This is a genomic window from Lichenicola sp. GTC18331, assembly GCF_055386855.1.
This window is the reverse complement of sequence record NZ_AP045015.1, coordinates 142,157-166,752: the sequence shown is the minus strand read 5'-3', so window position 1 is coordinate 166,752 and position 24,596 is coordinate 142,157. Positions and strand designations below refer to the sequence as shown.

The 24,596-nt window shown below is 66.8% G+C and carries 27 protein-coding genes and 1 tRNA gene; 11 read left to right on the top strand and 17 right to left on the bottom strand.

Annotated features, from left to right (window positions below):
- Window positions 1–78: 78 nt before the first annotated feature.
- The 6 genes from panC to rplM form a co-directional block, all read right to left on the bottom strand.
- A complete protein-coding gene (panC, locus tag ACZ5BM_RS00795) occupies window positions 79–915 on the bottom strand; it encodes a 4-phosphopantoate--beta-alanine ligase (RefSeq protein WP_498909420.1) in 837 nt (278 codons plus the stop codon).
- Entirely contained in the window at window positions 912–1,751 is an 840-nt protein-coding gene (gene panB, locus ACZ5BM_RS00790; RefSeq protein WP_498911428.1) for a 3-methyl-2-oxobutanoate hydroxymethyltransferase, read from the bottom strand. Before panB ends, panC begins: the two co-directional genes overlap by 4 nt.
- A gap of 40 nt (window positions 1,752–1,791) precedes the next feature.
- Window positions 1,792–2,199, bottom strand: a complete 408-nt coding sequence (locus ACZ5BM_RS00785; protein ID WP_498909419.1) for a DUF4345 domain-containing protein — start codon at window positions 2,197–2,199, stop codon at window positions 1,792–1,794.
- Window positions 2,196–3,119, bottom strand: coding sequence for an N-acetyl-gamma-glutamyl-phosphate reductase (gene argC / locus ACZ5BM_RS00780; RefSeq protein ID WP_498909417.1), 924 nt, complete (start codon window positions 3,117–3,119; stop codon window positions 2,196–2,198). Before argC ends, ACZ5BM_RS00785 begins: the two co-directional genes overlap by 4 nt.
- Before the next feature lie 181 nt (window positions 3,120–3,300).
- Window positions 3,301–3,804: a 30S ribosomal protein S9 gene (gene rpsI, locus ACZ5BM_RS00775; RefSeq protein ID WP_498909416.1), complete on the bottom strand. Its 504-nt coding sequence runs from the start codon at window positions 3,802–3,804 to the stop codon at window positions 3,301–3,303.
- A 2-nt stretch (window positions 3,805–3,806) separates the two neighbouring features.
- A complete protein-coding gene (rplM, locus tag ACZ5BM_RS00770) occupies window positions 3,807–4,295 on the bottom strand; it encodes a large ribosomal subunit protein uL13 (RefSeq protein ID WP_498909415.1) in 489 nt (162 codons plus the stop codon).
- 220 nt (window positions 4,296–4,515) lie between these two features.
- Here rplM and ACZ5BM_RS00765 point away from each other — a divergent pair, with 220 nt between their 5' ends.
- Together ACZ5BM_RS00765 and ACZ5BM_RS00760 are read left to right on the top strand one after the other, a co-directional pair.
- A complete protein-coding gene (locus tag ACZ5BM_RS00765; RefSeq protein WP_498909414.1) occupies window positions 4,516–5,331 on the top strand; it encodes an SDR family NAD(P)-dependent oxidoreductase in 816 nt (271 codons plus the stop codon).
- 48 nt (window positions 5,332–5,379) lie between these two features.
- Complete coding sequence (locus ACZ5BM_RS00760; RefSeq protein WP_498909413.1) at window positions 5,380–6,252, top strand: SDR family oxidoreductase; 873 nt, start codon at window positions 5,380–5,382, stop codon at window positions 6,250–6,252.
- Between the two features lie 31 nt (window positions 6,253–6,283).
- Here ACZ5BM_RS00760 and ACZ5BM_RS00755 read toward each other — a convergent pair whose 3' ends face one another.
- A complete protein-coding gene (locus ACZ5BM_RS00755; RefSeq protein ID WP_498909412.1) occupies window positions 6,284–7,303 on the bottom strand; it encodes a glutamine synthetase beta-grasp domain-containing protein in 1,020 nt (339 codons plus the stop codon).
- Between the two features lie 267 nt (window positions 7,304–7,570).
- On the opposite strand from ACZ5BM_RS00755, the gene ACZ5BM_RS00750 reads away from it, so the two are divergent.
- The 4 genes from ACZ5BM_RS00750 (at window position 7,571) to ACZ5BM_RS00735 (ending at window position 10,460) form a co-directional block, all read left to right on the top strand.
- A complete protein-coding gene (locus ACZ5BM_RS00750; RefSeq protein WP_498909411.1) occupies window positions 7,571–7,774 on the top strand; it encodes a hypothetical protein in 204 nt (67 codons plus the stop codon).
- 95 nt (window positions 7,775–7,869) lie between these two features.
- Window positions 7,870–9,126 carry an FMN-dependent L-lactate dehydrogenase LldD gene (gene lldD / locus ACZ5BM_RS00745; RefSeq protein WP_498909410.1) on the top strand — a complete coding sequence of 419 codons (1,257 nt, stop codon included), beginning with the start codon at window positions 7,870–7,872 and terminating at the stop codon, window positions 9,124–9,126.
- A gap of 84 nt (window positions 9,127–9,210) precedes the next feature.
- Window positions 9,211–10,116 (top strand): SPFH domain-containing protein, encoded by a 906-nt coding sequence (locus tag ACZ5BM_RS00740; protein ID WP_498909409.1) that lies wholly within the window; start codon window positions 9,211–9,213, stop codon window positions 10,114–10,116.
- Window positions 10,113–10,460, top strand: a complete 348-nt coding sequence (locus tag ACZ5BM_RS00735) for a hypothetical protein (RefSeq protein ID WP_498909408.1) — start codon at window positions 10,113–10,115, stop codon at window positions 10,458–10,460. The genes ACZ5BM_RS00740 and ACZ5BM_RS00735 overlap by 4 nt, the downstream gene beginning before the upstream one ends.
- A gap of 146 nt (window positions 10,461–10,606) precedes the next feature.
- Here the strand turns inward: ACZ5BM_RS00735 and ACZ5BM_RS00730 are convergent, their stop codons facing one another.
- The 3 genes from ACZ5BM_RS00730 to ACZ5BM_RS00720 all read right to left on the bottom strand — a co-directional run bounded on the left by ACZ5BM_RS00730 (window position 10,607) and on the right by ACZ5BM_RS00720 (window position 12,620).
- Window positions 10,607–11,242 carry a hypothetical protein gene (locus ACZ5BM_RS00730; protein WP_498909407.1) on the bottom strand — a complete coding sequence of 212 codons (636 nt, stop codon included), beginning with the start codon at window positions 11,240–11,242 and terminating at the stop codon, window positions 10,607–10,609.
- A 54-nt stretch (window positions 11,243–11,296) separates the two neighbouring features.
- A tRNA-His gene (locus ACZ5BM_RS00725) sits at window positions 11,297–11,372 on the bottom strand.
- Window positions 11,373–11,438: 66 nt separating this feature from the next.
- Window positions 11,439–12,620, bottom strand: a complete 1,182-nt coding sequence (locus tag ACZ5BM_RS00720) for a pyridoxal phosphate-dependent aminotransferase (RefSeq protein WP_498909406.1) — start codon at window positions 12,618–12,620, stop codon at window positions 11,439–11,441.
- A gap of 121 nt (window positions 12,621–12,741) precedes the next feature.
- On the opposite strand from ACZ5BM_RS00720, the gene ACZ5BM_RS00715 reads away from it, so the two are divergent.
- Window positions 12,742–13,080, top strand: a complete 339-nt coding sequence (locus ACZ5BM_RS00715) for a P-II family nitrogen regulator (protein WP_498909405.1) — start codon at window positions 12,742–12,744, stop codon at window positions 13,078–13,080.
- Window positions 13,081–13,168: 88 nt separating this feature from the next.
- The gene (gene glnA, locus ACZ5BM_RS00710; protein WP_498909404.1) at window positions 13,169–14,647 is read left to right on the top strand and encodes a glutamine synthetase family protein; all 1,479 of its coding nucleotides are present in this window, start codon (window positions 13,169–13,171) and stop codon (window positions 14,645–14,647) included.
- A 99-nt stretch (window positions 14,648–14,746) separates the two neighbouring features.
- Here glnA and ACZ5BM_RS00705 read toward each other — a convergent pair whose 3' ends face one another.
- From ACZ5BM_RS00705 to ACZ5BM_RS00690, 4 genes are all read right to left on the bottom strand, one after another.
- Window positions 14,747–15,502: an SDR family oxidoreductase gene (locus tag ACZ5BM_RS00705; RefSeq protein ID WP_498909403.1), complete on the bottom strand. Its 756-nt coding sequence runs from the start codon at window positions 15,500–15,502 to the stop codon at window positions 14,747–14,749.
- Between the two features lie 225 nt (window positions 15,503–15,727).
- A complete protein-coding gene (locus ACZ5BM_RS00700) occupies window positions 15,728–16,501 on the bottom strand; it encodes a DeoR/GlpR family DNA-binding transcription regulator (protein WP_498909402.1) in 774 nt (257 codons plus the stop codon).
- Between the two features lie 279 nt (window positions 16,502–16,780).
- Entirely contained in the window at window positions 16,781–18,529 is a 1,749-nt protein-coding gene (locus ACZ5BM_RS00695; protein WP_498911426.1) for a chloride channel protein, read from the bottom strand.
- 378 nt (window positions 18,530–18,907) lie between these two features.
- Window positions 18,908–19,147, bottom strand: a complete 240-nt coding sequence (locus ACZ5BM_RS00690; protein ID WP_498909401.1) for a hypothetical protein — start codon at window positions 19,145–19,147, stop codon at window positions 18,908–18,910.
- Between the two features lie 144 nt (window positions 19,148–19,291).
- Between ACZ5BM_RS00690 and ACZ5BM_RS00685 the strand changes: the two genes are divergently transcribed.
- Both ACZ5BM_RS00685 and ACZ5BM_RS00680 read left to right on the top strand, forming a co-directional pair.
- Window positions 19,292–20,305 (top strand): NAD(P)H-quinone oxidoreductase, encoded by a 1,014-nt coding sequence (locus ACZ5BM_RS00685; protein WP_498911424.1) that lies wholly within the window; start codon window positions 19,292–19,294, stop codon window positions 20,303–20,305.
- Window positions 20,302–21,096 (top strand): alpha/beta fold hydrolase, encoded by a 795-nt coding sequence (locus ACZ5BM_RS00680; RefSeq protein WP_498909400.1) that lies wholly within the window; start codon window positions 20,302–20,304, stop codon window positions 21,094–21,096. The genes ACZ5BM_RS00685 and ACZ5BM_RS00680 overlap by 4 nt, the downstream gene beginning before the upstream one ends.
- A 12-nt stretch (window positions 21,097–21,108) precedes the next feature.
- Here ACZ5BM_RS00680 and ACZ5BM_RS00675 read toward each other — a convergent pair whose 3' ends face one another.
- Complete coding sequence (locus ACZ5BM_RS00675; RefSeq protein ID WP_498909399.1) at window positions 21,109–21,822, bottom strand: DNA-3-methyladenine glycosylase family protein; 714 nt, start codon at window positions 21,820–21,822, stop codon at window positions 21,109–21,111.
- Window positions 21,823–21,884: 62 nt separating this feature from the next.
- Between ACZ5BM_RS00675 and ACZ5BM_RS00670 the strand changes: the two genes are divergently transcribed.
- Window positions 21,885–22,967, top strand: coding sequence for an energy transducer TonB (locus ACZ5BM_RS00670; RefSeq protein ID WP_498911422.1), 1,083 nt, complete (start codon window positions 21,885–21,887; stop codon window positions 22,965–22,967).
- A gap of 95 nt (window positions 22,968–23,062) precedes the next feature.
- Here ACZ5BM_RS00670 and ACZ5BM_RS00665 read toward each other — a convergent pair whose 3' ends face one another.
- Together ACZ5BM_RS00665 and ACZ5BM_RS00660 are read right to left on the bottom strand one after the other, a co-directional pair.
- On the bottom strand, window positions 23,063–23,458 hold the full coding sequence (locus ACZ5BM_RS00665) for a VOC family protein (RefSeq protein WP_498909398.1): 396 nt from the start codon (window positions 23,456–23,458) through the stop codon (window positions 23,063–23,065).
- Between the two features lie 118 nt (window positions 23,459–23,576).
- Window positions 23,577–24,548 carry a DMT family transporter gene (locus ACZ5BM_RS00660; protein ID WP_498909397.1) on the bottom strand — a complete coding sequence of 324 codons (972 nt, stop codon included), beginning with the start codon at window positions 24,546–24,548 and terminating at the stop codon, window positions 23,577–23,579.
- Window positions 24,549–24,596: the final 48 nt, after the last annotated feature.

Sequence of the window (24,596 nt, the reverse complement as noted above, 5' to 3'; positions counted from 1 at the left end):
TGACGGGTGCAGGCAAGAGCCAAACGCGGCCGGCGCATCGCTTTTCAGCGTCGCCAGCCGGAAGGCGGCATCGGTCGTCTATCCGCGGCGAAGCGACAGATTGTCGATCAAACGCGTATTGCCGAAACGCACGGCGAGCGACAGGAGCGCGCCGTTCTCAACGACGTCGAGTTCGTGCAGCGTCTCGGGATCAGCCACGCTCAGATAATCGATGACCGGATCACCACTTTCCGCGATCACCGAGGCCATGCAACGGCGCAGCGTTTCTGCGTCTCGCTCCCCGTCCTCGTATCGGTCACGCGCCGCCTCCAGCGCGCGAAACAGCGCCGTCGCACGACTTCGTGCCTGCGGATCGAGATAGATGTTGCGGCTCGACATGGCGAGACCGTCCGCTTCGCGCATGGTCGGAACCACCACCATGCGTACCGGCAGATCGAGATCGACGATCATGCGACGCAGCACGGCGCATTGCTGCGCGTCCTTCTGGCCGAAATAGATCGTTTCAGGCTGCACAAGATTGATCAGCTTGTTCACCACCGTGGCGACGCCGGCGAAATGGCCGGGACGCACGGCGCCTTCGAGCGGCAGAGCGATCGCACCGACATCGATGCGCGTGGCGAAACCGTCCGGATAGATCTCGCCCGGTTCCGGCACGAACGCCAGCGCCACGCCGGCCTCGCGCAGCAGGCGCAGGTCGCGCTCGAGATCGCGCGGATACCGGCTCAGATCCTCGTTGGGTCCGAACTGGGTCGGATTGACGAAGATGCTGACGGCGACGGCATCGTTGTCGTCGCGTGCCCGGCCGACCAGACTCAGATGGCCGTCATGCAGAAAGCCCATGGTCGGCACGAACCCGACCGTCCCAAGCGTCGCGCGTGCTGCGCGCAGCTCGGCACGCGTGCGCGCGACGATCATCCGCCGCCCCCGTTTCCGAGCGCGCGTTCGAGTTCCGCCTGATCCATCCTGGCACTGTTGGCGGCGGTCGGAAAGGCGCCTTCGCGCACCTCCGCGGCATAGGCGGCGATCGCGTCGCGGATCATCTCGCCGATCGGCGCATAGATTTTGGCGTGCCGTGGCGGCCTGCCCGGCGAAAGCCCGAGAATGTCGTGCCAGACCTGCACCTGACCGTCGCAGCCCGCCCCTGCGCCGATGCCGATCGTGGGAATGCGCAGCCGCGCCGACACCGCTTCCGCGAGCGGCGCCGGCACCAGTTCCAGCACCACGGCGAAGGCTCCCGCCTCCTGCAGCGCCAACGCGTCTTCCAGCAGACGACGCGCTTCCGTCGCCTCCTTCGCCTGCACGCGCACGCCCACCTGATGCATCGCCTGCGGCGTGAAGCCGAGATGCCCCATCACCGGCACGCCCAGCGTGGTGAGATGGCGCACCGTCGGCGCGAGGGCCGCGCCACCCTCCAGCTTCACCGCCTGCACCCCGGCGCGTTGCATCAGCGCGCGCGCGGCACCGACGGCATCGTCCGGACTTGCGTAGGTGAGGAACGGCAGATCGCCGACCACGAGCGCGCCGGGAGCGCCGCGCACCACCGCCTCGGCATGGCGCACCATGTCCTCGATCGTGACCGGCAGGGTGCTGTCGCGTCCCAGCACCACCATGCCGAGACTGTCGCCGACCAGCAGGAAACGGACCCCCGCAGCCTCCGCCAACGCGGCGGACGGGTGATCATAGGCGGTGAGCATGACGATGCGCTCGCCTGCCTGCTTCATCGCGCCGATATCGCGCACTGTGAACCGCATCAACCGGCCCGCCCTTCCCGACAACGCACAGGGCCGGGTTCTACGCCCTGGACGCGCCGGCTCCAAGCCGGGCCACCCTCGCCTGCCAGACGCACAGCAGAGGCGTGACCAACAGCTCCATGACGAGGCCGAACAGCATGGGCGCCGGCGGGATACCGTCCTCCAGCATGCCGAACAGTCGCGCCAAACCGCCGACGAACACGATCGCCGTCAGCATGCGAAACGCCGCGCGCTGCTGCTCGATGCGCGGGATCAGGCTCCAGAACGCCAGGCCGATCCCGAGCAGGAGCCCGGACAGATAGCGCATATGGCTGTCGAGCGACGGGTTGGACCCGGCATGGGACAGCCCCACCATCCCAGGTCCCGATAGCACCCCGGCGAGCCCCGCCGCGACCGGGACAAGCCCCAGCACGGCGACGGCGATCTGCAGGGCCCGGCGCGATCTCATGCCGGCTGGTCGAGCCCCAGCATCAGCGCGATGTTCTGCACGGCCGCGCCGGACGCGCCCTTGCCCAGATTGTCCAGCCGCGCCACCAGCAGAGCCTGGCCATGCTCCTCGTTGTCGAACACCGCCAGTTCCATCGCATCGGTGTTCGCCAGAGCGTCAGCGGTCAGCGAGCCCGGATTGCCGGCCGGCAGGACGCGGATGCGGTCGCTGCCGGCATACCAGTCGGCCAGAGCCTCGCGCATGGCCGCCCCGGTCGCATCCCCGCCCAGCTGCGACAGATGCAGCGGGATCGACACCAGCATGCCCTGCGGGAAATGCCCGACCGAGGGGACGAAGATCGGGCGGACGGTCAGCCCCGCCTGGGCGCGGATCTCCGGCACATGTTTGTGCTCCAGCCCGAGCCCGTAAAGAAAGAACGGCGGTCCTCCGGCGCGCTCATGCGCCTCGATCATCGCCTTGCCGCCACCGGAATATCCGCTCACGGCGTTGATGGTGAACGGCATGTCGCCCGGCAGCAGCCCGGCCTCGATCAGAGGACGCAGTAGCGCGATCGCCCCGGTGGGATAACAGCCCGGATTGGAGACGCGACGCGCCTGGGCGATCGCATCCGGCTGGGCGCGGGTCATCTCCGGGAAGCCGTAGACCCAGTCGGGATCGGTGCGGAACGCGGTCGACGCGTCGAGCAGACGCGGCGGCGTGTCCAGCTCGACGGCGAGGGCGGCCGTCTCGCGCGCGGCATCGTCCGGCAGGCACATCACCACCAGATCGACCGCGCCCATCATCGCGCGTCGGGCCTCGGGATCCTTGCGCAGCGCGGGATCGATGGATCGGATCTCGACCGGGAGCGCGGCCAGCCGGCGCCTGATGCCGAGCCCCGTGGTGCCCGCTTCCCCGTCGATGAAGACCGTCGCTGCCGTCAAACCGCTGCTCCTGTGATGGTTGAGCCGCGGAATGTGCCCCGGAATGACCATGGGGGCAAAATCGCGGCCGATCAGCGTCCGGATACAGAAAACCCGGCGATCGAATCGACCGCCGGGCTTCCCGGAAAACAGACCAGAGCCGTTTCCCCGGATCGCTCCGGGGAAACGCGCCGCGGTTCGATCAGCGCTTGGAGAACTGGAACGAACGACGCGCCTTCGCCTTGCCGTACTTCTTGCGCTCGACCACGCGGCTGTCGCGGGTGAGGAAGCCGGCGGCCTTCAGGATCGAACGCAGGCCCGGCTCGTAATAGGTCAGCGCGCGGGAGATCCCGTGGCGCAGCGCACCGGCCTGACCGGACAGACCGCCGCCGTTCACCGTGCAATACACGTCGAACTGGTTGTAGCGGTCGGCCACCAGGAACGGCTGGGCCAGCAGCATGCGCAGCACGGGGCGCGCGAAATAGGTGCCGACCTTGCGGTTGTTGACGATGATCTCGCCCTTGCCCGGCTTGATCCACACGCGGGCGACCGCGTTCTTGCGGCGGCCGGTGGCGTAGGAACGGCCCTGGGCGTCGCGCTTCGGCTGACGGACGACGGCTTCCTCGGAAGCGACGACGACGCCGGCGCTGGTGGCCAGGTCCTTGAGGTCGGCGAGCGAGCCGGTGCGGGTATTGGTCTCGGACATGATCAGGCTCCCACGCTCTTCGCGCCGTTGAAGACGGAGTTCTTGCGGTTCAGGGCGGCGACGTCGAGCTTCTGCGGCTGCTGGCCGTCATGCGGATGCGCGGTGCCCGCATACACATACAGGTGCTTCATCTGGGCGCGCTGCAGCGGACCGCGGGTGATCATGCGCTCCACGGCCTTGGAGATCACGTGGCCCGGGTTCTTGCCCTCGAGGCGCTGCGCGATGGTACGCTGCTTGATGCCGCCGGCATAGCCGGTGTGGTAGTGGAACAGCTTCTGGCCGGCCTTGTTGCCGGTCAGACGGACCTTCTCGGCGTTGATCACGACGACGTTGTCGCCGCAATCGACGTGCGGGGTGAACTGCGGCTTGTGCTTGCCGCGCAGGCGCTGGGCGATGATGGTGGCGAGGCGGCCGAGAACGAGGCCGTCGGCATCGATCAGGATCCAGCCCTTCGTCACCTCCGCGGGCTTCAGCGAGAGGGTCGTCTTCATGGTGATTCCATTCCTATGGAGCACGTCCGGGCGAGCCCGGGCGCGACAGAGAGCGGGCTTATGATGCGACGCCCAAAACCCGTCAAGCACTTCCTTTTGATCCAGCTCTGAACACGATCTTTGCCATCGGTATCATGATACCGCGCCCCAATCATCCCCGTGCCCTATGCATTCAGTGGCGCCGGGTCATGCCCGGCCCCGCCCATGGAGCCGCGAACAGGTGTCGGACACGTCTTTCTCCTATGGCGGAACCGTCGCGATCGTGACCGGAGGCGCCGGCGGCATCGGCGCCGCTCTGGCCACCCGCCTGCTCGCATCCGGCGCAGCGGCCACGGTGCTCGTCGACCGCGACGCCGAACGGCTCGAATCGCAGCGCCGCACGCTGCATGCATCCCACCCCGAGCGCGTGCTGGCCCTACACGCCGACGTCACCGTCGAAGCCGAGATCGCCGCCGCCATCCGAACCGCGGCGGAACGGTTCGGCAAAGTCGACCTGCTGTTCAACAATGCCGGCGCCGGACTGCCCGGCCGTTTCGACACGCTCGACAACGACGATTGGCACCGCGCCTTCGCTCTCAACTTCTTCGGCCCGCTGTTCGGCATCCGGGCCGTGCTGCCGATCATGAGGGCTCAGGGGCACGGGCATATCGTCAACATCATCTCCGGCATCGCGCTGACGCCGATGGCCGAGCAATCCATGTATGCCGCCACCAAGGCCGCCCTCAATGCGCTCAGCCTCGCTCTCCGCTACGAGCTTTGGGACGACGCCATACGCGTTTCCTCGGCAACCCCGGGCACCACGGCCACCGGCATCTGGGCTGCGAACGGCATCGAAGCCCCGGACGATGCACAGACGCCCGAAGCCGCCGCCGGCGCGATCCTGGCCGGCGTGGCGCGCAACGAGCGCATCGTGTTCGGCGACGCACGCGACGCGGAAGGAGCCTCCGGCGCGTTCGATCCCGCCCGGGCCGAAGGCTATGACGATTATCTGCTCGCGGTCGCCCGGCGACGGCGCAAAGGCGAAGTCGCGTTCTAGCCACGCAGGGCGGGCTGCGCTTTCGGCCGTTCGGCGGCATGATGCGCCATGCTCGATCCCACCTCCTCCCCCGTCCACGTCATCGGCGCCTCCGGCCGCTCGGGACAGGCTCTGTCGCGCCGACTGATCGAGGCCGGGATCGCGGTGGTGCCCGTGGTGCGCAACACCGAACGCTGGATCGCCACCGGCCTGGCGCCGACACCCCGCATCGCCGATCTGAGCGACCCCGCCGCCCTCCGCGCTGCTCTCGCGGGCGCGAAACGGATCGTATCGACCGCCCATGCCCGCCATGCCGGCGCCGTGCTCGCCGCGGCGCCGGTCGATGCACGATTCGTGTTTCTCGGCAGCACCCGTAAATTCACCCGCTGGCCGGATCACCACGGCAACGGCGTGCTGGCCGGCGAGGACGCGTTCCTCCGCTCCGGCTGCAGCGGCGTGATGCTGCATCCGACCATGATCTACGGCGCCGAGGGCGAGGATAACGTCCAGCGTCTGGCCGCGCTGCTGCGACGCCTGCCCCTGGTGCCGCTGCCAGGAGGCGGCCGCGCGCTGGTGCAGCCGATCCACCAATCCGATCTGACCCGGGCGATCCTGGCCGCGCTCGACACGGACTGGGACGGGCCGAGCACGCTGGTCGCGTGCGGACCGGAGGCGATGCCCTATCGGGTTTTCGTGCGGGAAGTGACGCGGGCGGCCGGCCTGCGGGAGCGGCCGGTGCTGCCTTTGCCGGCATGGCTGCTCGGCGCCGTCGCCCGTCCGGCGGGCCTGCTGCCCGGCCTGCCCAGGATCGGTCCGGACGAGATCCGGCGCCTCCTGGAAGACAAGGCGTTCGACGCGTCGCCGTTGCGGGAGCGGCTCGGCATCACGCCGATGCCGCTCCGCGACGGCCTTCGCCTGACCTTCGGCGCGCCCACAAGATAGGCAAGCGCCGAAGAAACAGGCCGATCGCTCTTTACTCGGTCGGGACCGAAGCGATCGTCTTCAGGATCTGCGACGCGATCTGGTACGGGCAGCCCTGCGAGTTGGGACGACGGTCCTCCAGATAGCCGCGATAACCGTTCTTCACGAAGGAATGCGGCACGCGGATCGACGCGCCGCGATCAGCCACGCCGTAGGAGAACTGGTGGATCGACTGGGTCTCGTGGTGCCCGGTCAGACGCAGATGGTTGTCCGGACCGTAGACCGCGATGTGATCGTCGCGATTGGCCTCGAACGCCGCCATCAGCTTCTCGAAATACGCCTTGCCGCCCACTTCGCGCATGTAGGTGGTGGAGAAGTTGGCGTGCATGCCCGAGCCGTTCCAGTCGGTCTGGCCCAGCGGCTTGCAGTGATACTCGATGTCGATGCCGTATTTCTCAGTCAGGCGCTGCAACAGATAGCGCGCCACCCACATCTCGTCGGCCGCCTTACGCGAGCCCTTGCCGAAGATCTGGAACTCCCACTGGCCCTTCGCCACCTCGGCGTTGATGCCCTCATGGTTGATGCCGGCATCGAGACAGAGATCGAGATGCTCTTCCACGATCTTGCGGGCGATATCGCCCACGTTGGAATAGCCGACGCCAGTGTAGTACGGGCCTTGGGGCGCCGGGTAGCCCTTCTCCGGGAAGCCGAGCGGGCGGCCATCCTTGTAGAAAAAGTATTCCTGCTCGAAGCCGAACCAGGCGCCGGGATCGTCCAGAATGGTGGCGCGACTGTTGGACGGGTGCGGCGTCTCGCCGTCCGGCATCATCACTTCGCACATCACCAGCACGCCGTTCTTGCGGGTGCTGTCCGGGAACACGGAAACCGGCTTCAACACGCAGTCGGAAGAGCGGCCCTCGGCCTGTTTTGTCGACGAGCCGTCGAAGCCCCAGAGCGGCAACTGTTCCAGCAGCGGAAAACTGTCGAAATCCTTGATCTGCGTCTTGCCACGCAGGTTCGGCACCGGCGTGTAGCCATCGAGCCAGAGATACTCGAGCTTGTACTTGGTCATACCTTCCTCTCTGCAGAGCCGGGCGCGAAACACCTCCGCGGCGCCGAACGACGGCAACGGATGCCGTTCGTATAACCGGCCCGCATGCAATTTTCGAGCCACCCGAAACGAATTTGCGACGGCGCGATGAAACCCTCCGCCGTTGCATGTGCCCGGCGCACGGCTGCCTTCCGATGCCTCCCGCGCATGGCTGGAGATTTCTGCACGGGGTGGTCGCGTCGCGCCGCTTTTCCCAAGCTCTGTCCGTGCAAAGGGAGAAACGTCGCGATGAACGACACTGCGCATCTCATGGCCATCATTGAGGACAAGATGGCGCAGGCGAAAACCAGCCTGCAGAACAACGACCCGGAACGGGCGGACGATCTGATGGCCCAGGTGCGGATCTATTCCGCATCCCTCGGGCTCCGGGACGCTCCGACGGCCTCGTCGGGACACCCCGTCGCCGGAGCAAGCCCGTTCGGACCGCATTGACGACTACGGCCCGCCGGACCCCATGAGGTTCGGCGGGCCGTCTCCGTGCGCCCCCACATGCGCCGGACGCCGCATCCGGCGACGAAGGCGGGCACATGGCACCGCATCTGCAGGACACCATCGCGCCGATGCGCGACCATACGGATAACGGGAACCACGTGATGATCATCTCCGCACCCTCCGATTATCGCGAAGCGGCGCGCCGGGCCCTCCCCCGGTTCCTGTTCGACTATATTGACGGCGGCGCGGTGACCGAAGCGACCATGCGCGCCAATGTCACGGCCTTGCAGGAGATCAATTTCCGCCAGCGCGTGCTGACCGGCGTCGGCACGCCCGACCTGTCCGCGAGCGTGCTCGGCGAGACATGGTCTCTGCCGATGATCCTCGGACCGGTCGGCGCCACCGGCATGTACAGCCGACGCGGCGAGGTGGCCGCGGCGCGCGCGGCGACGAAGGCCGGCATTCCCTACACCCTCTCCACGGTGTCGGTCTGCTCGATCGACGAAGTCGCCAAGGGCGCACGCGGCGAACTCTGGTCGCAGCTCTACGTGCTGAAAGACCGCGGCTACATGCGCGACGCGCTGGAACGCTCCTGGCGCGCCGGCATGAAGACCCTGGTGTTCACCGTCGACATGCCCCTGCCCGGCTCCCGCTATCGCGATCGCCGTTCCGGCATGTCCGGGCCGTTCAGCCAGGTCCGGCAATATCTCCAGGCCGTGCGCCATCCGCGCTGGGCGCTGACGGTGGGGCTGCTCGGCCGGCCGCTCTCCTTCGGCAACATCGAAGCCTATACCGGCCGCCACATGAGCATGACCGACTACATGGGCTTTCTCGGCTCCAACTTCGATCCGTCGATCCGGTGGAGCGACCTGCAATGGATCCGGGAAAGCTGGAAAGGCCGCCTGATCATCAAAGGCCTGCTCGACCCGGAAGACGCACGTGACGCGGTGCGCATGGGCGCGGACGGGATCGTGGTCTCCAATCATGGCGGCCGCCAGCTCGACGGGGCGATCCCGACCGCCAGGGCCCTGCCCTCGATCGTCGATGCGGTGGGCGACAGGCTGACCGTTCTGGCCGATTCCGGCGTTCGCTCCGGTCTGGACGTCGCCCGCATGCTGGCGCTGGGCGCGCAGAGCGTCGTTCTCGGACGCGCCTATATCTACGCCCTCGCCGCCGGTGGACAGAACGGCGTCGCAAACCTGCTGAGACTGCTGGCGGCCGATCTCAAGGTCACGATGGCGCTGATCGGCGCCAATTCCATCGCCGAGATCACCGGCGACAAACTGGATCGCGCCGCGCGCGATCTCATCCCGGCCGGGTCGAACGAGACCAGGCCGCTCCGGGTCGCCTGAACGACACGCAGGCGGCGGCAACCCCGTCGCCTGCGCACGCCAGCCGGTCTAGGCTCGCGTCGAACGAGTAAGGAGCCGGCTGCGATGGCCATCGTCCGACAGGTGATCACGGCGCTGAACCGCGACGGCACCGACATGCTGGGCACACGCAACGTCGCCATCAAGCTGGTGGACGAAAGCATCGTTTCCGGCTCGCTGCTGACGGTGGAAAGCAATCATTTCTGCATCCTGAAATCCCGCGGCGCCGTGCTTCAGGTCTACGAGACCGGACAATACCCGCTGACGACTCCCGACAAGCCGATCGTCGGCTCGCTGGTGCAGGGCTTCTTCGGCGGCGCCTCGCCCTGGGTCTACGAGGTGATCTACGTCAACCGCTCCAAACTGCTGGTGCGTTCCAGCGGCGTCGCCACCAGCGCCGAGATGGCCGAGGTCTCGTATCAGGCAGATTACTACATCCACATCGACACGCGCGAAGCGGCGCTCGACCTGATCACCCACATGCCGTTCACCGGCCGCGTGATCGACACCAACGAGATCGCCGACTACGCCGGGCCCGCGATCGAGCAGGCGATCAACCAAGTGATCCAGGTCACCAAGCTAGAACACATCAACGAGCGTATCCACGAGCTGCGCGAGTCGGTGAAGGCGCACCTGACCGAGTTCCTGCAGGTGTTCGGCATCCTGTTGAACGATCTGAAGATCCTGATCCTGCCACGCGACCAGCGCATGCGCGAACTGATCGCGCTCCAGGCGATCGGCCTCTCGCCGCTCGAGGCGGTGCGGCATTATCTCGCCTTGCGCATGGCCGACCGGGGCCTGCTCAGCGCGCCTAATGCCGCGATCGGCGCGCCGTTCCAGATCGGCGCCGGCGCGCAGTTCGATGGGCTCGGCGCCGCATCGCCGCCATCGCCGGAAACCATGCCCGTGTCGGACACGCCAAACCGGGCGTCCCCGACCTTCCCGTCCGGAGGATGGGGCTCGCCCGCGTGAACCCGGCGCTCGGCGACGCCCTCTCCACCTTGCGCGAGCGGATCAACCGGTTCGAACTCGACTGGCGCCGCACCAGGATGCCGCCGCCGACCCGCGCCCAGCCGCTGCCGGACCCGGAAGCCGCGAGAATCGCGCGAACGCTGGAGGAATGTGGCCGCAGGCTCGACCGGATCGGCGGCCAGTTGCGCTCCCGGCCCAACAACGCGTCGGGAAACGATGCCCTGCAAACCCATCTGGATTTCCTGGTCGCCCTGACCGAGCAGGAATCCGGCCTGGCTGCGGCGGATGATCTGCTGATCAGCATCCGGCACCTGGAAGCACTGATCGCTCCTTCGCAAGAGTAAGGAGTCTTCTTTTTCTAAAGAAAAAGAAGCAAAAAGACTTTCATCCGTTTGTTTCGGAGAAAACGAGACTATCTATATCTAAACAATCAAAAGTTCTTTGGTTCTTTCTTTTAAGAAAGAACAATCCGTCATCTACCTCGATCGCCTCAGCCCTTCCGGCGACGCTCGTTGAACGAGGGTCCGACCGGACAGTGCCCGACCTTGACCGGTTGCAGATCGACGAAGTTCGACTGCCAGCACTCGTCGAAAACCGAACAATAACAGCCCCGAAAACTGATCTGATCGATCGAGCCGATAAAGCGGTCGGTCAAACCATGATCGCCATCCTGACGGTGGACGGTCATGAGTTCGAGCGCCTCACCCGGACGAAACACCGTGCGGCTGATGAAGGAGCGATAATAAACCGGATAACCCTGCTTCCGGCGTTCCACAGGGTCGACAGGAAGTCCGCAGCATCGCTCCAGCAACGCGTCGAGGTCGGGCATCACCTGACCGCGATACAGAACCTCGATCCGCTCCAGCTTGGCGGGGCCGACCCCGGTATTCTCCATCTGGTAGACCGGATGCTGCGTGTCCCCCTGGTAGGAGACCGCCAGAAACGGCCAGGAATTGGCCGCCACCAGATCGCGCTCGATCCGGCCATGCTCGACGGCCACGTAGAGCGACACAGCGGAGATGAAGATCGCCGACAACGCCAGGATCAGATCGAGCCAGCGATGGCCGGTATGGCGGGGATGGGCGTGATTCTCGTCGCCGGAAAACAGGATCGGCAACCGGATCATCCCCGCCGTCCCTGCCCGAGGCCGAGCCCCCGGGCTTTCGATGAGAAGATTTGCTGGGGCGAACGACGGGGCTCGAACCCGCGACATCCAAGACCACAACCTGGCGCTCTACCAGCTGAGCTACGTCCGCCACACAGCGGAGCGGGGTGTAGGGGAGACACGGGGGCGCGTCAATCGCCCCCGCGTCATTTGGGTGTCACGATACGGCGTCGCCCGGGCGGAAATGCCGGCGCAGCCGATCCAGGGCTTCCAGAAGGACGGCATCCTGCTTGCAGAAAGCGAAACGAACCAGATGGCGCGGCGGCGGTGCGGCATCGCCATAGAAGGCCGACACGGGAATCGCCGCCACCCCCGCATGCTCGGTGATGTGGCGGCAGAAGGCGGCATCGTCACCCTCGAATCCGAGCGCGGTGATGTCGGCCACAACGAAATACGACCCAAGCGACGGCAGAACGGAAAAGCCGATTTCCTCCAGGCCGCGCGACAGCAGATCACGCTTGCGCTGCAGATCGGCGGCGAGCCCGGTGAAATAGGCTTCGTCCTTGTCCAGACCCTGGGCCACGGCGCGCTGCAGGTTGGGCGCGGTGGCGAAGGTCATGTTCTGGTGCGCCTTGGCCACGGCCCCGGCCAGCGCCGGGGCGGCGGTGACATAGCCGACCTTCCAGCCGGTCAGCGAAAAACTCTTGCCGGCGCTGCCGATGCGGATGCAGCGCTCGCGCATGCCCGGCAGCGTCATCAGCGGCACGTGCCGCGCCCCATCGAAAATCAGATGCTCATAGACCTCGTCGCATACGGCATAGGTGTCATGCTGCTTCAGCAGCTCGGCGATGAAAGTCAGCTCGTCCCGGTCGAACACCCGTGCGGCCGGGTTCATCGGCGAGTTCAACAGCAGGAGCTTGGTCTTCGGCCCGAACGCCGCCGCCAGCGCGTCCCGGTCCAGACGCCATTCCGGCGGCACTAGACGCACCAGGCACGGAACGCCGCCCAGCAGACGCACCATCGGCAGGTAGCAATCGTAGAGCGGTTCGATCAGCACCACCTCGTCGCCGGGCTCGATCAGCGCGGTCAGGGACGCCGCCAGCGCCTCCGTGGCGCCGGACGTGACCACCACCTCCCGGTCCGGATCGATTTCCAGTCCGTGGAAACGGGCATTGGAGCGGGAAACGGCGGCACGCAGCTCCGGCAGCCCGGTCAGCGGCGCATACTGGTTGCGGTTGTCCAGCAATGCGTCCGCCGCGGCCCGAACGATATCCGCCGGCCCCTCGGTGTCGGGAAACCCCTGCCCCAGATTGATCGCGCCGTGGCGCTGCGCCAAGGCGGACATGAGGGTGAAGATCGTCGTGGGCGCATCCGCCACGAGATGGTTCAGGCTCTTCATCGGTCGGCGGACCTCTCCGGAAAGCTGGCTCGGTGAGTGAGCGAAATGGACGGGCAGAATTGCGACGATGCGGCCGCCGTGCGAACGTCCGGGGGTCAGGATAAGGACAAAGCGGGCTGCGATGAAGAAGATCGAGGCCGTCATCAAGCCGTTCAAGCTCGATGAGGTGAAGGAAGCGCTGCACGAGATCGGGCTTCAAGGGATCACCGTCACCGAGGCCAAGGGCTTCGGGCGCCAGAAGGGCCATACGGAGCTCTATCGCGGCGCGGAGTACGTGGTCGACTTCCTGCCCAAGGTGAAGGTCGAGGTCGTGTGCGACGACCGTCTGGTCGAGCGCGCGGTGGAGGCCATCGTCGACGCCGCCCGTACCGGACGGATCGGCGACGGCAAGATCTTCGTGTCCAACCTGGAGGAGGTCGTCCGGATCCGCACCGGCGAACGCGGCGAAGACGCGATCTGATCGATCGCTCGCCGAGACCGTTTTTCTCCCCGAACCGTTCCAAACTCGTGGCCGGCGAACGGCCGCGCCAACATGAGGTAAGTCGCAGATGGCCAAGAAATCCGCCCCGCCCGCCCCCGTCGCAGCCGCGCCGGCATCGGACGCGCCGCAGTCGAGCCAGGCCAGCATCGCCAAGGTGATGGAACTGCTGGGCGAGCATTCGGTCGAATACGTCGACCTGCGCTTCACCGATCCGCGCGGCAAGTGGCACCACACCACGCAGCACGTCTCGACCATGGACGAGGACGTGTTCCGGGACGGCATCATGTTCGACGGCTCCTCCATCGCCGGCTGGAAGGCGATCAACGAGAGCGACATGATCCTGATGCCGGACGCGGACAGCGCGGTGATGGACCCGTTCTCGGCCAAGCCGCAGCTGATCCTGTTCTGCGACATCGTCGAGCCGTCCACCGGCCAGTTCTACAACCGCGACCCGCGCGCCACCGCCAAGCTGGCCGAAGCCTATCTGAAGTCGACCGGCATCGGCGACACCGCCTTCTTCGGTCCCGAAGCCGAGTTCTTCGTGTTCGACAGCGTGAAGTTCGGCAGCGGCCCGAACCATGCCTCCTACCAGCTCGACAGCATCGAAGGCCCCGGCGCCTCGCTGAAGGACTACCCGGAAGGCAATATGGGCCATCGCCCGACGGTGAAGGGCGGCTATTTCCCGGTGGCGCCGGTCGACAGCGAGCACGATTTGCGCGCCGAGATGCTCTCCACCATGGGCGAAATGGGCCTGCCGATCGAGAAGCACCATCACGAGGTGGCGCAGTCGCAGCACGAGCTCGGCACCAAGTTCACCACCCTGGTGAAGGCGGCCGACTTCATGCAGATTTACAAATACTGCGTGCACAACGTGGCGCATTCTTACGGCAAGACCGCCACCTTCATGCCGAAGCCGATCTACGGCGATAACGGTTCAGGCATGCACGTGCACCAGTCGATCTGGAAGGACGGCAAGCCGACCATGGCCGGCAACGGCTACGCCGATCTGAGCGACACCGCGCTCTACTACATCGGCGGCATCATCAAGCACGCCAAGGCGCTGAACGCCTTCACCAACCCGTCCACCAACTCCTACAAGCGCCTGATCCCGGGCTTCGAGGCCCCCGTGCTGCTGGCCTACTCGGCCCGCAACCGCTCGGCGTCCTGTCGCATCCCTTATGCGACCAGCCCGAAGGCCAAGCGCGTCGAGGTGCGCTTCCCCGATCCGACCGCCAACCCGTATCTCGCCTTCTCGGCGATGCTGATGGCCGGCCTGGACGGCATCCGCAACAAGATCCACCCGGGCGAAGCCATGGACAAGGATCTCTACGACCTGCCGCCGGACGAGCTGAAGGAAATCCCGACCGTGTGCGGCTCGCTGCGCGAAGCGCTGGAAGCGGTGGAAGCCGATCACGAGTTCCTGCTCGCCGGCAACGTCTTCACCCGCGACCAGATCAAGAGCTACTGCGACATCAAGTGGCAGGAAGTGTACCGCTTCGAACACACGCCGCACCCGGTCGAGTTCGAGATGTACTACTCGGTCTGAGCGACAACCAAAGCCGGGAGCAGCGATGCTCCCGGTTCGCGATCCTCTTCCGGAACGGCGCCCCGATCACGGTCGGGGCGCCGTTTCCATGTTCGAAAACTACTGGATCGTGAAGCCGCCATCGACGACGAGGTTCTCGCCGTTGATCATGCCGGCCGCACCGCTCGCCAGATACAGCGCGGCCGTCGCGATCTCGTCCGGTCGCGCGAAACGACGCGTCGGAATCCGCGCGCGCATCGCATCGCCGACCTCCCCGGCCCAGGCCAGCCGCCCCAGTTCGGTTTCCACCACGGTCGGGCTGATGCAGTTCACGGTGATCCCGGACGGACCCCATTCCAGCGCCAGAACCTTGGTCATCGCCACGATCGCCGCCTTGCTCGCGCAATAGGCGACATGCTGGTCCAACGCCACCACCGCCGCCTGCGAGGCGAGGTTGACGATCCGCCCACCTCCCTGCGCCAGCATGCGTCGGCCCACGACCTGAGCGAGGGTGAACGACGCCGTCAGATTGATGTCGATGGTCGCCTGCCAGTCCTGGGCGGTGACCGCCTCGGCAGGCGCCAGACGTACGATGCCGGCACTGTTCACCAGCACGTCGATCCGGCCGTCGACCGAACCGACCGCCGCCTCAACCGCCGCGGGGTCGGTGACGTCGACCACGATGCCGACATGCCCCGAACCCGGCAACGTCCCGGCCACATCGACCACGGCGGGCGCGCGGTCGAGCAGAACCACGCGCGCGCCCTGTTCGGCGAACAACGTCGCGGTCGCGAGCCCGATCCCGGCCGCGGCGCCGGTGATGAGCAAGACGCGCCCCGTCATGTCGAAGGCGCGCTCGATGGAAGTGGCACTCATGGGAAAATCGCCGTCATGGAAAGGCTCCTGTGACGCGAGGACGCACGAAACGCCCCCGCCGTTGGATGAACGCGATCGCTGTTCCGCGTCGTGTCCGGCTTGGAGACCGATCAGAACGGGCGGATCGCCGGGGAGCCTCTGTGCACTGCCGGAGATCTGGTCGTGGCGATGCGCCAGCTCGCCCTGACAGGGCGGGGACGATCGCCACCACGGCGAAGGCAACGCTCATGCCGTCGCTCCGCCGCCCGCGATCATCACCCGCACGCCGGCATCGCGCAGCGCCGCCAGATCCTCCTCCGAGATCCCGTCATCCGTGACCACGGTGGAGATGCGCTCGACCGGACAGGTCAGATGCCGCGCCCTGATGCCCAGCTTGCGGCTGTCCGCGACGACGATCACCTCGTCGGTGCGCTCCAGCATCATTCGCGTGGTGCGCACGATCAGCGGATGCGATTCCAGCACCCCCTCCGGGCACAGACCCTGAGCTCCCAGAAACAAACGGGACGCATGGAAATCCGGCGCACGATCCTCGCGATCGAACAGAATGCCCGGCTCGCGGTGCAGCGTACCGCCCGTCACCACCATCTGACACACGCCGCTGGTGCCGATCGTGGCGGCCAGCGGCATCGAATTGGTGTGCAGGGTGACGGGACGGTTCGAAAGCAGAAGCCCGAGCTGGTAGCAGGTCGAGCCGCTGGCGACGATCACCATGTCGCCATCCTGCACCAGCCCTGCGGCGCATCGCGCGATCGCCGCCTTGGCGTCCACGGCCAGATCGCTGTTCTCGCCGAACGGCAGCGCGTAGGTGCGCGCCGCATAGCCGAGCTGCGCGATACCACCGAACACTTTCCGTGCCTCGCCAGCCTCGTGAAGCTTGTCGAGATCGCGGCGGATCGTCGCCGGAGACACATTGAGAACGTCGATCAGCTCCCGGACGCTCGCGAACGGCTTGTCCGCGAGGACGCTGAGAATCTGCTTTCGCCGACCTTTTTCGGTCATTTTTCGTGTTCCGATTGTTCGGACTTAACCACCCATGACGAGCTTCCCTCTTTTCATGATCAGAGTCCATCACAATTTTTTATGACGGCATGCGCAACACCCATGCGGATCATCTGCTAAAGCCTGTTGTGCAATACGGAAGACTTCGCAATCACGGTACGATTCAAACGCGCCTTCGACCGCGACAGGAGCGTGAACGATGCTCGACTGCGCCGAAACTGATGACCGATTGTCGTCAAACGTCCGAAAGCCGGATCGCACACCTGTCTCGGGCGGAGCCTATCGCTCTCCCGACAACTCCCGCCGGCTGCGGTCGAGCTCCTCCGAATAACGCCGCAGCGCGTGCTGCTCGGTGAGTTCGCCGATCACCTGCCGGCGCTTGGGATCGTCCACCACCACCAGCGCATCGGCCTCGCCCTTCTCGAACAGGGACACGGCCTCCCGCACCGTCATCTGCGGCATCAGCAGGCTGTCGCGCAGATGCAGCAGATCGGCGAGCTTCTCGGCCGGGCGCTCGGAATCATGCAACTCCGGCACCATCACCAGCCCGGCATAGGCCTCGCTCTGATCGACCACAATCACGCGATGCGCGGAGCCGAGTGGAAAATCGCGCCGCACGGCGGCGATCGGCGTATCGACGCGGATGGTCCGCACCTCGCGCCGCATCATGCGTCCCACGGTCAGATTGCGCATCCAGCCCACATCCACCGCGCTGCGAATGCTCTCGCCGCGCAGATGGAACCGCCAGGTGGCGAAGGAATAGCCGAAGATCCGGCGCACGGTCAGCGACGACACCACGGACGCGGCCAGAACGGCGCTCGTCAAAGGCAGGCTGCCCGTCGATTCCAGCGCCAGGAACACCATGGTCAACGGACCGCCGACGATCGCCACCGCCATGGCGCTCATGCCCACCAGCGCACACACGGAGGGCGACAGCGCGTTCGGGCTCAACAGCCACAGAAGGTCGCCGCACAGCGTTCCCGTCAGCACGCCCAGGAACAGGGAGGCGAAGAACAGGCCGCCGCGAAAACCGGACCCGATCGACACGGCGGAAGCCAGCGCCTTCAGCACCAGCATCATCGCCACCTGTTCCAGCCCGAACTGCATGTCGAGCCCGAGCCGCATCGCCATGTGACCGGACGACATCACCGACGGGGTGATCAGCGCCATCGCGCCGACGATCAGACCGCCAACCGCAGGACGCAGCCAAACCGGCAGGCCCGACTTGCGGAACAACGCCTCGATCGTCGTCACCGAATGCATCACCGCGATGCCGACCAGAGCCGCCACCACGCCCAGCCCCAGGATCGGCACATAGTCCAGACCGCCGATGCCGGGCGGCAGATCGATCGACAAGGACGGCGCCGCTCCGCCCAGAACATGCGACACCAGCACCGCGCAGATCGAAGCAAGCGTCACCGGCGCCAGATTCACCAGCGAATAGGTGCCGATCACCAGCTCGAACGCATAGAACGCACCGGCGATGGGCGCGTCGAACGCCGCCCCGATCGCGCCGGCCGCACCACAGCCAACCAGCACGCGCATGTCCTGCCGGCGCAGCCGGAAGGCGCGGCCGAGCTTGGACGCCAGCGCGGATCCGATCTGGGTGTAGCCGGCCTCGAGCCCGATCGACGCCCCGACGCCGTTGGACAGAACTGTCTGCACCACCACCACGACGCTGTCGCGGAACGACATGCGTCCGCCATACAAGGCATTGGCCTCGATCGGGTCGATCGGCCGGCCGGGCCTGATCCTGGCGGCGAAAAGGCCGAACAGGCCAAGAACCAGCCCTCCGAGGCTCGGAACGAGCAAGGCCCGCCAGGGCACGATGCGCGACACGCCGGACATGTGGCCGTCATTGTCGAGAGCAAACAGAACGCGGTGCATCACCAGCGTGATGCTGTTGATGCCCACCACCAGCAATCCGGCGGCGACACCCGTAAGCGCGGCCAGAACCGCAAGCCATATCTCGTCCGCACGCACCAGCGCACGCAGTGAGATCGGTGCATGCAGCACCCATCCGCGCAACAAGGAGCCGTGTTCCCGGGCGCGGGTGAACCAGGCGCTCGCGTTCAGCCACCCGGACGCACGATCGCGCCCGAACGTGGCGCCGGTTGCCTGCTGGGATGCGGCGATCTGCGGACCCGGCTCTGCCAAGCGATCAACCCCGATCGGCGCCGCGTCCGCCCGGCGCCCTTCCGATCGTTCTGGCCAAACACCGCGAGGAGCGCAACCGAACAATTGCCCGGTCTCCCCTGCATCGCCTGCGTGTCACCGCTCGATCATCCTCGCGCCAATCGCCGCCCAGACAACCCGCTGCATGTGGCAGGACGATGGCCATTCGAGACCGCGATGGCGCCCAATATCTGGTGCCGTCGACAACCAGCTCTGTACGACCAGCCGCACTTAGATCGTATCGACGCGAACCTGCATCGGCGCCGGTCCCGGATCGGGCGGCACAGGGATCGGCGCCGGAGGCTCCTGGATCGGGACCGGCTCCTCCGGCGGATCGTCGGCCGGCGGTGTGCGCGGCGGCGGCGGCGCACCGCCTCCCGAGGCGAACGCGAAGGAGCGGCGACGCGCACTGCCGCCATCCGCCAGATCGGCCAGCCGGAAACCGCCCGAGCGATGAAAACCAGTTCTCATGCCTCGATCTCCTTTCCTCACCGTAGAACCGACAACCGTCGGCATGGCTCCCGGTTGCCTGACGCGCGATGCGCACGAGCCTCGGCGTGCTATGGCCCTTTCTAGCTGACGAGGGATGAATCGATGGTGAATGCCGGCCGAACGATGCGTCACGTGACTCACGACCCGTCCGGAGGCGGGCCCGAAGCGATGGGGTTCGCCGACGCACCGATGCCCGTGCCCGGCCCCGGGGAACTTCTGATCGCGGTGGAGGCCGCCGGCGTGAACCGGCCGGACGTGATGCAGCGCGCGGGCAAGTATCCGCCGCCGCCTGGAGCCAGCCCGATCCTCGGGCTCGAAGTCGCCGGTCGCGTCGTGGCGCTCGGCCCACCGGGCGACATTCCGAACCGGTTCGCGATCGGCGACCGGGTCTGCGCGCTGGTGAACGGCGGCGGCTACGCCACCTTCTGCGTGGCGCCCGTCGGGCAATGCCTGCCCTGCCCCGCCAACCTGGACTGGATCCACAGCGCCGCCCTGCCGGAAACCTGCTTCACCGTCTGGTCCAACCTGTTCCGCACCGGTGGGCTCAAGGCCGGTGAAACCGTGCTGATCCACGGCGCTACCAGCGGCATCGGCTCGATCGCGATCCAGCTTGCCAGGCAGTTCGGCGCCCGCGTCTTCGCCACCTGCGGCGATGCCCGCAAGGCCGAGATCGCCCGCGCCCTCGGGGCCGACGCCGTCATCAACTACCGCGAAGAGGATTTCGCCGAGCGGGTCGCCGCACTCACCGACAAGCGCGGCGTCGACGTGGTGCTCGACATCGTCGGTGCCGCCTATCTCGACCGAAACCTGCGCTCCCTCGCCGATCTCGGCCGTCTGGTGCTGGTCTCGGTGCAAAGCGGCGCCGTCGCCTCCGAGGTCAACCTGGCGCGCATCATGACCAAACGCCTCACCCTCACCGGCACCACGCTCCGCCCGCGCAGCGCCGCCTTCAAGGCCGAGATCGCCGCCGCGCTGGCCGAACACGTCTGGCCGCTGATCGAAGCCGGCCAGGTGAAGCCGCTGATGGAGCGCATCCTGCCGTTCGATCAGGTGCGCGAAGCCCACGAACTGATGGAAAGCGGCAGCCATGCCGGCAAGATCGTGCTCGATCTCGCCCAGGAGGAGCACACGGCATGAAGCTCAATGTCATCGAACGCGGCCCCGAATCGACCGATGCCGCCGACCGCGACGCCCCGCCCGTGGTGCTCGTGCACGGGCTGTTCGGCCGCGCCCGCAACATGGGCTTCTTCCAGAAACGCCTCGCACAGCGACGCCGCGTGCTGGCGGTGGACGTGCGCAGCCACGGCGACAGCCCGCACGGGCTGATGCACTACCCCGAAATGGCCGCCGATCTGGCGGAAACGCTGGAATCGCTCGGCGCCACCCCCGCCGTGGTGGCCGGGCATTCCATGGGCGGCAAGGTCAGCATGGTGCTGGCCCTCACCCGGCCCGAACTGGTTTCCCGCCTGCTGGTGGCCGACATGCCACCCGCCCCGACCGGCCACGGCAACTCGCAGCTCGCCCGCAAGCTGCTGCACATGCCGATGCCGGACACGCTGAACCGCGCCGGCGCCGACCAGCTCCTCGCCGACATCTCCCCCAGCATGGATGTGCGCAACCTGCTGATCCAGAACCTCCGCCTGGGCGACCATCCCGGCTGGAGCATCGGCCTGCGCGAGATCGTCGATTCGATGCCGTTCATCGAAGGCTGGCCGGAAGCCATGTCGGCACTGCGCTACGACGGCCCCAGCCTGTTCGTCGCCGGCGAGAACTCGCCCTATCTCCAGCTCAAGCACCTCAAGACGATGGACAAGCTGTTTCCACCCCACAAGCTGATTGTGGTGGAAGGCGCCGGCCACTGGCTCCACGCCGAGAAACCGGCCGAATTCCTCCAGATCGTCAGCGAATTCATCGGGCTGGAGGGGTAACCCCCCTCCGGTTCAGGCCGAAACGGTCGGGCTGCGTCCGGCCGGTTTCGCCTCGTCCGCGGCGCGCCACAGATACCAGGCGCCCACCGACCGGAACGGCCGCCAGGATTCGGTGGCCGCCAGCAGCGCCTTCGGCTTCGGCTGCACCTCCAACCCCTTGATGCGGCGAAACCCCTCGCGCACGCCGTAATCGTCGATCGGCATGATGTCCGGCCGCCCCAGCGTGAAGATCAGCAGCATCTCCACGGTCCAGGCGCCGATCCCACGCAGGGGCACCAGTCGCGAAACCAGCTCGGCATCCGTCAGGCGCTGCGCCGCCCGTCGCGTCGGCACGATCCCGCTCGCGGCCGCTTCGCACACCCCCCTGATCGCCACCGTCTTGCTGCCGGAAAACCCGCAAGCCCGGAACGCGGCATCGTCCAGAGCCGCCAGCGCCTCTGGCCCGGGAAACGCACCGGGGAAATGCGCCAGCATCCGGTTCAGCATCGCTTCCGCCGCACGCGCATGCAGCTGCTGCCCCGCGATCGCCCGCACCAGCGCCTCGAACGGCTCGCGATCGTGACGCACCCGTAGCGTGCACCGGCCGACACGCCGGATCAGCGCCGCCATCTCGTGATCGACCCCGATCAGATGCGAACGCGCAGCGCGCTCGTCCTTGATCGGACGGCCCGGCGGCGAAGAGATCGGCAGCGGAGGGATCGGCACAACGGATGACGGCTCGTCCATGCACCACTCCTGGCAGTGGCGGAGCCGCGCCGCAACTGGCAGGATACGCTCTCTTGCAGGCCGTGCCCGGCGATCGCGTGGAGTTCTGTTTCAAGCCGATGGCCGACCGGAGCGTTTCCCTGCACGCCATGACGCGCGTTCCGATCGCCCGCCGTCCCGGACGCGGCGAGATCGCGTTCGAACCCGCCCCGGCGATCCGGGCCGCCACTGCACGCACCGGGCCGGTACGCCGCCCGGTCGAGCGCCCGGAGCGCGCCGTGCTGCCCCCCGCAGGGCTCCCCCTGCTCCGCCGCACCCGCCTCAACCGCACGCGTCTGGAACGCATGCTCGGCGGCTCGGCCATCGTGCATGCGCTCGTGATCGTCGGGCTCGCCGTCCTGTTCGCAAGTCAGGCACGCCTCAAGCCACCGCCCGAACAGGCGGCGGTGGAGATGGTCTACGGCAGCAGCGGCATGGCGGGCCAGAACGACAGCCCCGATCAGGGCGGCGGCGGCAAGCCGCAGCTTCAGGCCACAAAGACCCCGCCTGAAAAACAGGAACCACAGGTCGACACCCAGCTGCCGGACGTACCGCCGCCAGTGCCGCTGCCGGACCTCCCGGAGATACAACTGCCGCCTCCGCCGCCGAAACCGGCCGAGCAGCACACGTCGCGCATCCCGTTGCGCACGGCACCGCAAAAGCGCACGCGCTCCAACCCCTTCGCCAACCCGATGGACCTCTCGTTCCAGCAGGAAGGACAACCGCGCGCACGCACCGGACGCCCTAGCGGATCGGGTTCGGCGATCGACATGTCGCTCGGCCCGCTGGTGAAGAACGGCCATATCAACACCCCCTTCGCCGCCATCGGCGTGAAGGGCGTCAGCAGCGATTACGGCAACGAACTCGATAGCTGGATACGCCGCCATCTCTATTATCCGCCCGACGCGGCCGCCCGCGGCGAAAGCGGACCTGCGCACGTGCATGTGCAGATCGATCGCTCCGGCCGGGTCAAAAGCGTGCAGCTCGTGGATTCGTCCGGCTCGTTCGCCCTCGACGGCGCCACGACCGGCATGTTCCGCGGCCGGACCCTGCCGCCGGTGCCGCCCGACATGCAAGGCGACCATTTCGATATCGACCTGACGGTGAACTACATCCTCGAACACTGACGGCCGGAAACGGGTTCGCAGGTCGGCCCCCGGCCTGTCATGACCTCCCTCTCGTTCCGGCGCCGTCGGACCATGGAACCGTCAGCCGGAGCGCCTCACCCGAAACGGCCGCCCCTCTGAATCACCTCGATCTCGTAGCCGTCCGGGTCCTTCACGAAGAAGAAGCGGGCGATCAGATTGCCGCCAGGACTGAAATCCACCAGCTTGCGCGGCGACCAGCCCTTCTCCTCGAAGCGGCGATGCTCGGCATCGACATCCTCGACCACGAAGGCGGCATGGCCGTAGCCGTTGCCGGTTTCGTAGGGCTCCGTGCGACCTTTGTTGACGGTCAGTTCGAGCTCGAACGTGTTTTCCCCGTTCGACAGATAGATCAGGGTGAAATCCTCGAAATCGAGCCTGTCCGCGATCTCGAGCCCGAAAGCGTCGCGATAGAACGCGACCGAACGGCGCTCATCCAGAACGCGCACCATGCTGTGGACGAATTTCGCCATACCGGTCTCCTTTGACACAGGCCCGATGTCGCGAGCCGAAATCCCGAACAGTATCCGACGGGCAGGCCGGCCCATCGACCGGCCTCGTGCCCGAGACGCATGAAACGGCGTCCGCGAGTCAGGTCGCAGGCGTCGCGTCCTTCCGCGCGAAGCGGCGGAGAACACGCCCGTCGATCACCGCCAGACCCAACCCGATCAGCGCGATCGCCGGCGCATCACGACGCTGTACGGGCTCGTTCAGGAACAACAGACCCAGCAGCAACGCCGTCACAGGCACCAGGAAGGTGACCAGCGCGGCACGCGTCGCGCCGGACGAGGCCAGCAGCCGGAAGAACAGCATATAGGCCAGGGACGTGCTCAGCACTGCGATGCCGATCAGCCCGCCCCAGCCGGTGACGCCGATCGGCGGCAACAACCAGAACCGGTCCACGCCGATCGCCAGCGGCGCCATCAGCAGGGCGGCGCCGCTCGCCTGCCCCGCCGCCATCTGCAACGGCGACAGCCCGCGCAGACGACGCGCGGACACGGCCCCGATCGCATACGACAAGGTCGCCAGCAGACAGGCGAACTCGGCGAGAATCGCCAGGTTGTCGGCATGCGGATCGAACAGCGCACCGATCCCGGGTCCGATCAGCACCGCCACGCCGGCGAAACCCAGCAGCACCCCGGCCAGCGTACGTTTCGTCAAACGCTCGTCGCGGATCACATGCGCGATCACAGCCGTCATGATCGGCGTCGGCGCATTCAGGAGCGCCGCCAGACCGCTCGGAATCGTCCGCTCGCTCCAGGCGAACAAACAGAACGGCAGAGCGCAGTTCAGCAGACCCAGCGCCAGGAACCAGAGCACCAGACGCCCCGCGCGACGCCAATTGAACCCAAGCGTCTGCCCCACCAGCACGAACGGCAGCAGGGTCAGCGCGGAAAGACCCATCCGCGCGAACACGAGCGTGAAGGGCGGCACCAGCGGTGCCAGGATCTTGTAGAAGAAGAACGATCCCGCCCAGAGAACGGACAACCCGAACAGGATCGCCCAGTCGCGCGCCGGCAGCGGCGCCTGCGGATCGTTGAGGCGGGCGGTCTGGGTGTTCATGGCGTGGGTCTCCGAGCGGCGCAGGGTGTCAAACCGGCGGGGGAATGG

Bases quoted from the DNA above. Each gene is read 5' to 3' on its own strand.
- ACZ5BM_RS00705 (WP_498909403.1), bottom strand. From the start codon at position 15,502: ATGAGTGCCACTTCCATCGAGCGCGCCTTCGACATGACGGGGCGCGTC.
- lldD (WP_498909410.1), top strand. From the start codon at position 7,870: ATGGCACCGCATCTGCAGGACACCATCGCGCCGATGCGCGACCATACG.
- ACZ5BM_RS00750 (WP_498909411.1), top strand. From the start codon at position 7,571: ATGAACGACACTGCGCATCTCATGGCCATCATTGAGGACAAGATGGCG.
- ACZ5BM_RS00730 (WP_498909407.1), bottom strand. From the start codon at position 11,242: ATGATCCGGTTGCCGATCCTGTTTTCCGGCGACGAGAATCACGCCCAT.
- panB (WP_498911428.1), bottom strand. From the start codon at position 1,751: ATGCGGTTCACAGTGCGCGATATCGGCGCGATGAAGCAGGCAGGCGAG.
- ACZ5BM_RS00700 (WP_498909402.1), bottom strand. From the start codon at position 16,501: ATGACCGAAAAAGGTCGGCGAAAGCAGATTCTCAGCGTCCTCGCGGAC.
- ACZ5BM_RS00660 (WP_498909397.1), bottom strand. From the start codon at position 24,548: ATGAACACCCAGACCGCCCGCCTCAACGATCCGCAGGCGCCGCTGCCG.
- glnA (WP_498909404.1), top strand. From the start codon at position 13,169: ATGGCCAAGAAATCCGCCCCGCCCGCCCCCGTCGCAGCCGCGCCGGCA.
- rplM (WP_498909415.1), bottom strand. From the start codon at position 4,295: ATGAAGACGACCCTCTCGCTGAAGCCCGCGGAGGTGACGAAGGGCTGG.
- ACZ5BM_RS00755 (WP_498909412.1), bottom strand. From the start codon at position 7,303: ATGACCAAGTACAAGCTCGAGTATCTCTGGCTCGATGGCTACACGCCG.
- ACZ5BM_RS00690 (WP_498909401.1), bottom strand. From the start codon at position 19,147: ATGAGAACTGGTTTTCATCGCTCGGGCGGTTTCCGGCTGGCCGATCTG.
- panC (WP_498909420.1), bottom strand. From the start codon at position 915: ATGATCGTCGCGCGCACGCGTGCCGAGCTGCGCGCAGCACGCGCGACG.
- rpsI (WP_498909416.1), bottom strand. From the start codon at position 3,804: ATGTCCGAGACCAATACCCGCACCGGCTCGCTCGCCGACCTCAAGGAC.
- ACZ5BM_RS00665 (WP_498909398.1), bottom strand. From the start codon at position 23,458: ATGGCGAAATTCGTCCACAGCATGGTGCGCGTTCTGGATGAGCGCCGT.
- ACZ5BM_RS00685 (WP_498911424.1), top strand. From the start codon at position 19,292: ATGCGTCACGTGACTCACGACCCGTCCGGAGGCGGGCCCGAAGCGATG.
- ACZ5BM_RS00760 (WP_498909413.1), top strand. From the start codon at position 5,380: ATGCTCGATCCCACCTCCTCCCCCGTCCACGTCATCGGCGCCTCCGGC.
- ACZ5BM_RS00680 (WP_498909400.1), top strand. From the start codon at position 20,302: ATGAAGCTCAATGTCATCGAACGCGGCCCCGAATCGACCGATGCCGCC.
- ACZ5BM_RS00720 (WP_498909406.1), bottom strand. From the start codon at position 12,620: ATGAAGAGCCTGAACCATCTCGTGGCGGATGCGCCCACGACGATCTTC.
- ACZ5BM_RS00740 (WP_498909409.1), top strand. From the start codon at position 9,211: ATGGCCATCGTCCGACAGGTGATCACGGCGCTGAACCGCGACGGCACC.
- ACZ5BM_RS00785 (WP_498909419.1), bottom strand. From the start codon at position 2,199: ATGAGATCGCGCCGGGCCCTGCAGATCGCCGTCGCCGTGCTGGGGCTT.
- ACZ5BM_RS00675 (WP_498909399.1), bottom strand. From the start codon at position 21,822: ATGGACGAGCCGTCATCCGTTGTGCCGATCCCTCCGCTGCCGATCTCT.
- ACZ5BM_RS00715 (WP_498909405.1), top strand. From the start codon at position 12,742: ATGAAGAAGATCGAGGCCGTCATCAAGCCGTTCAAGCTCGATGAGGTG.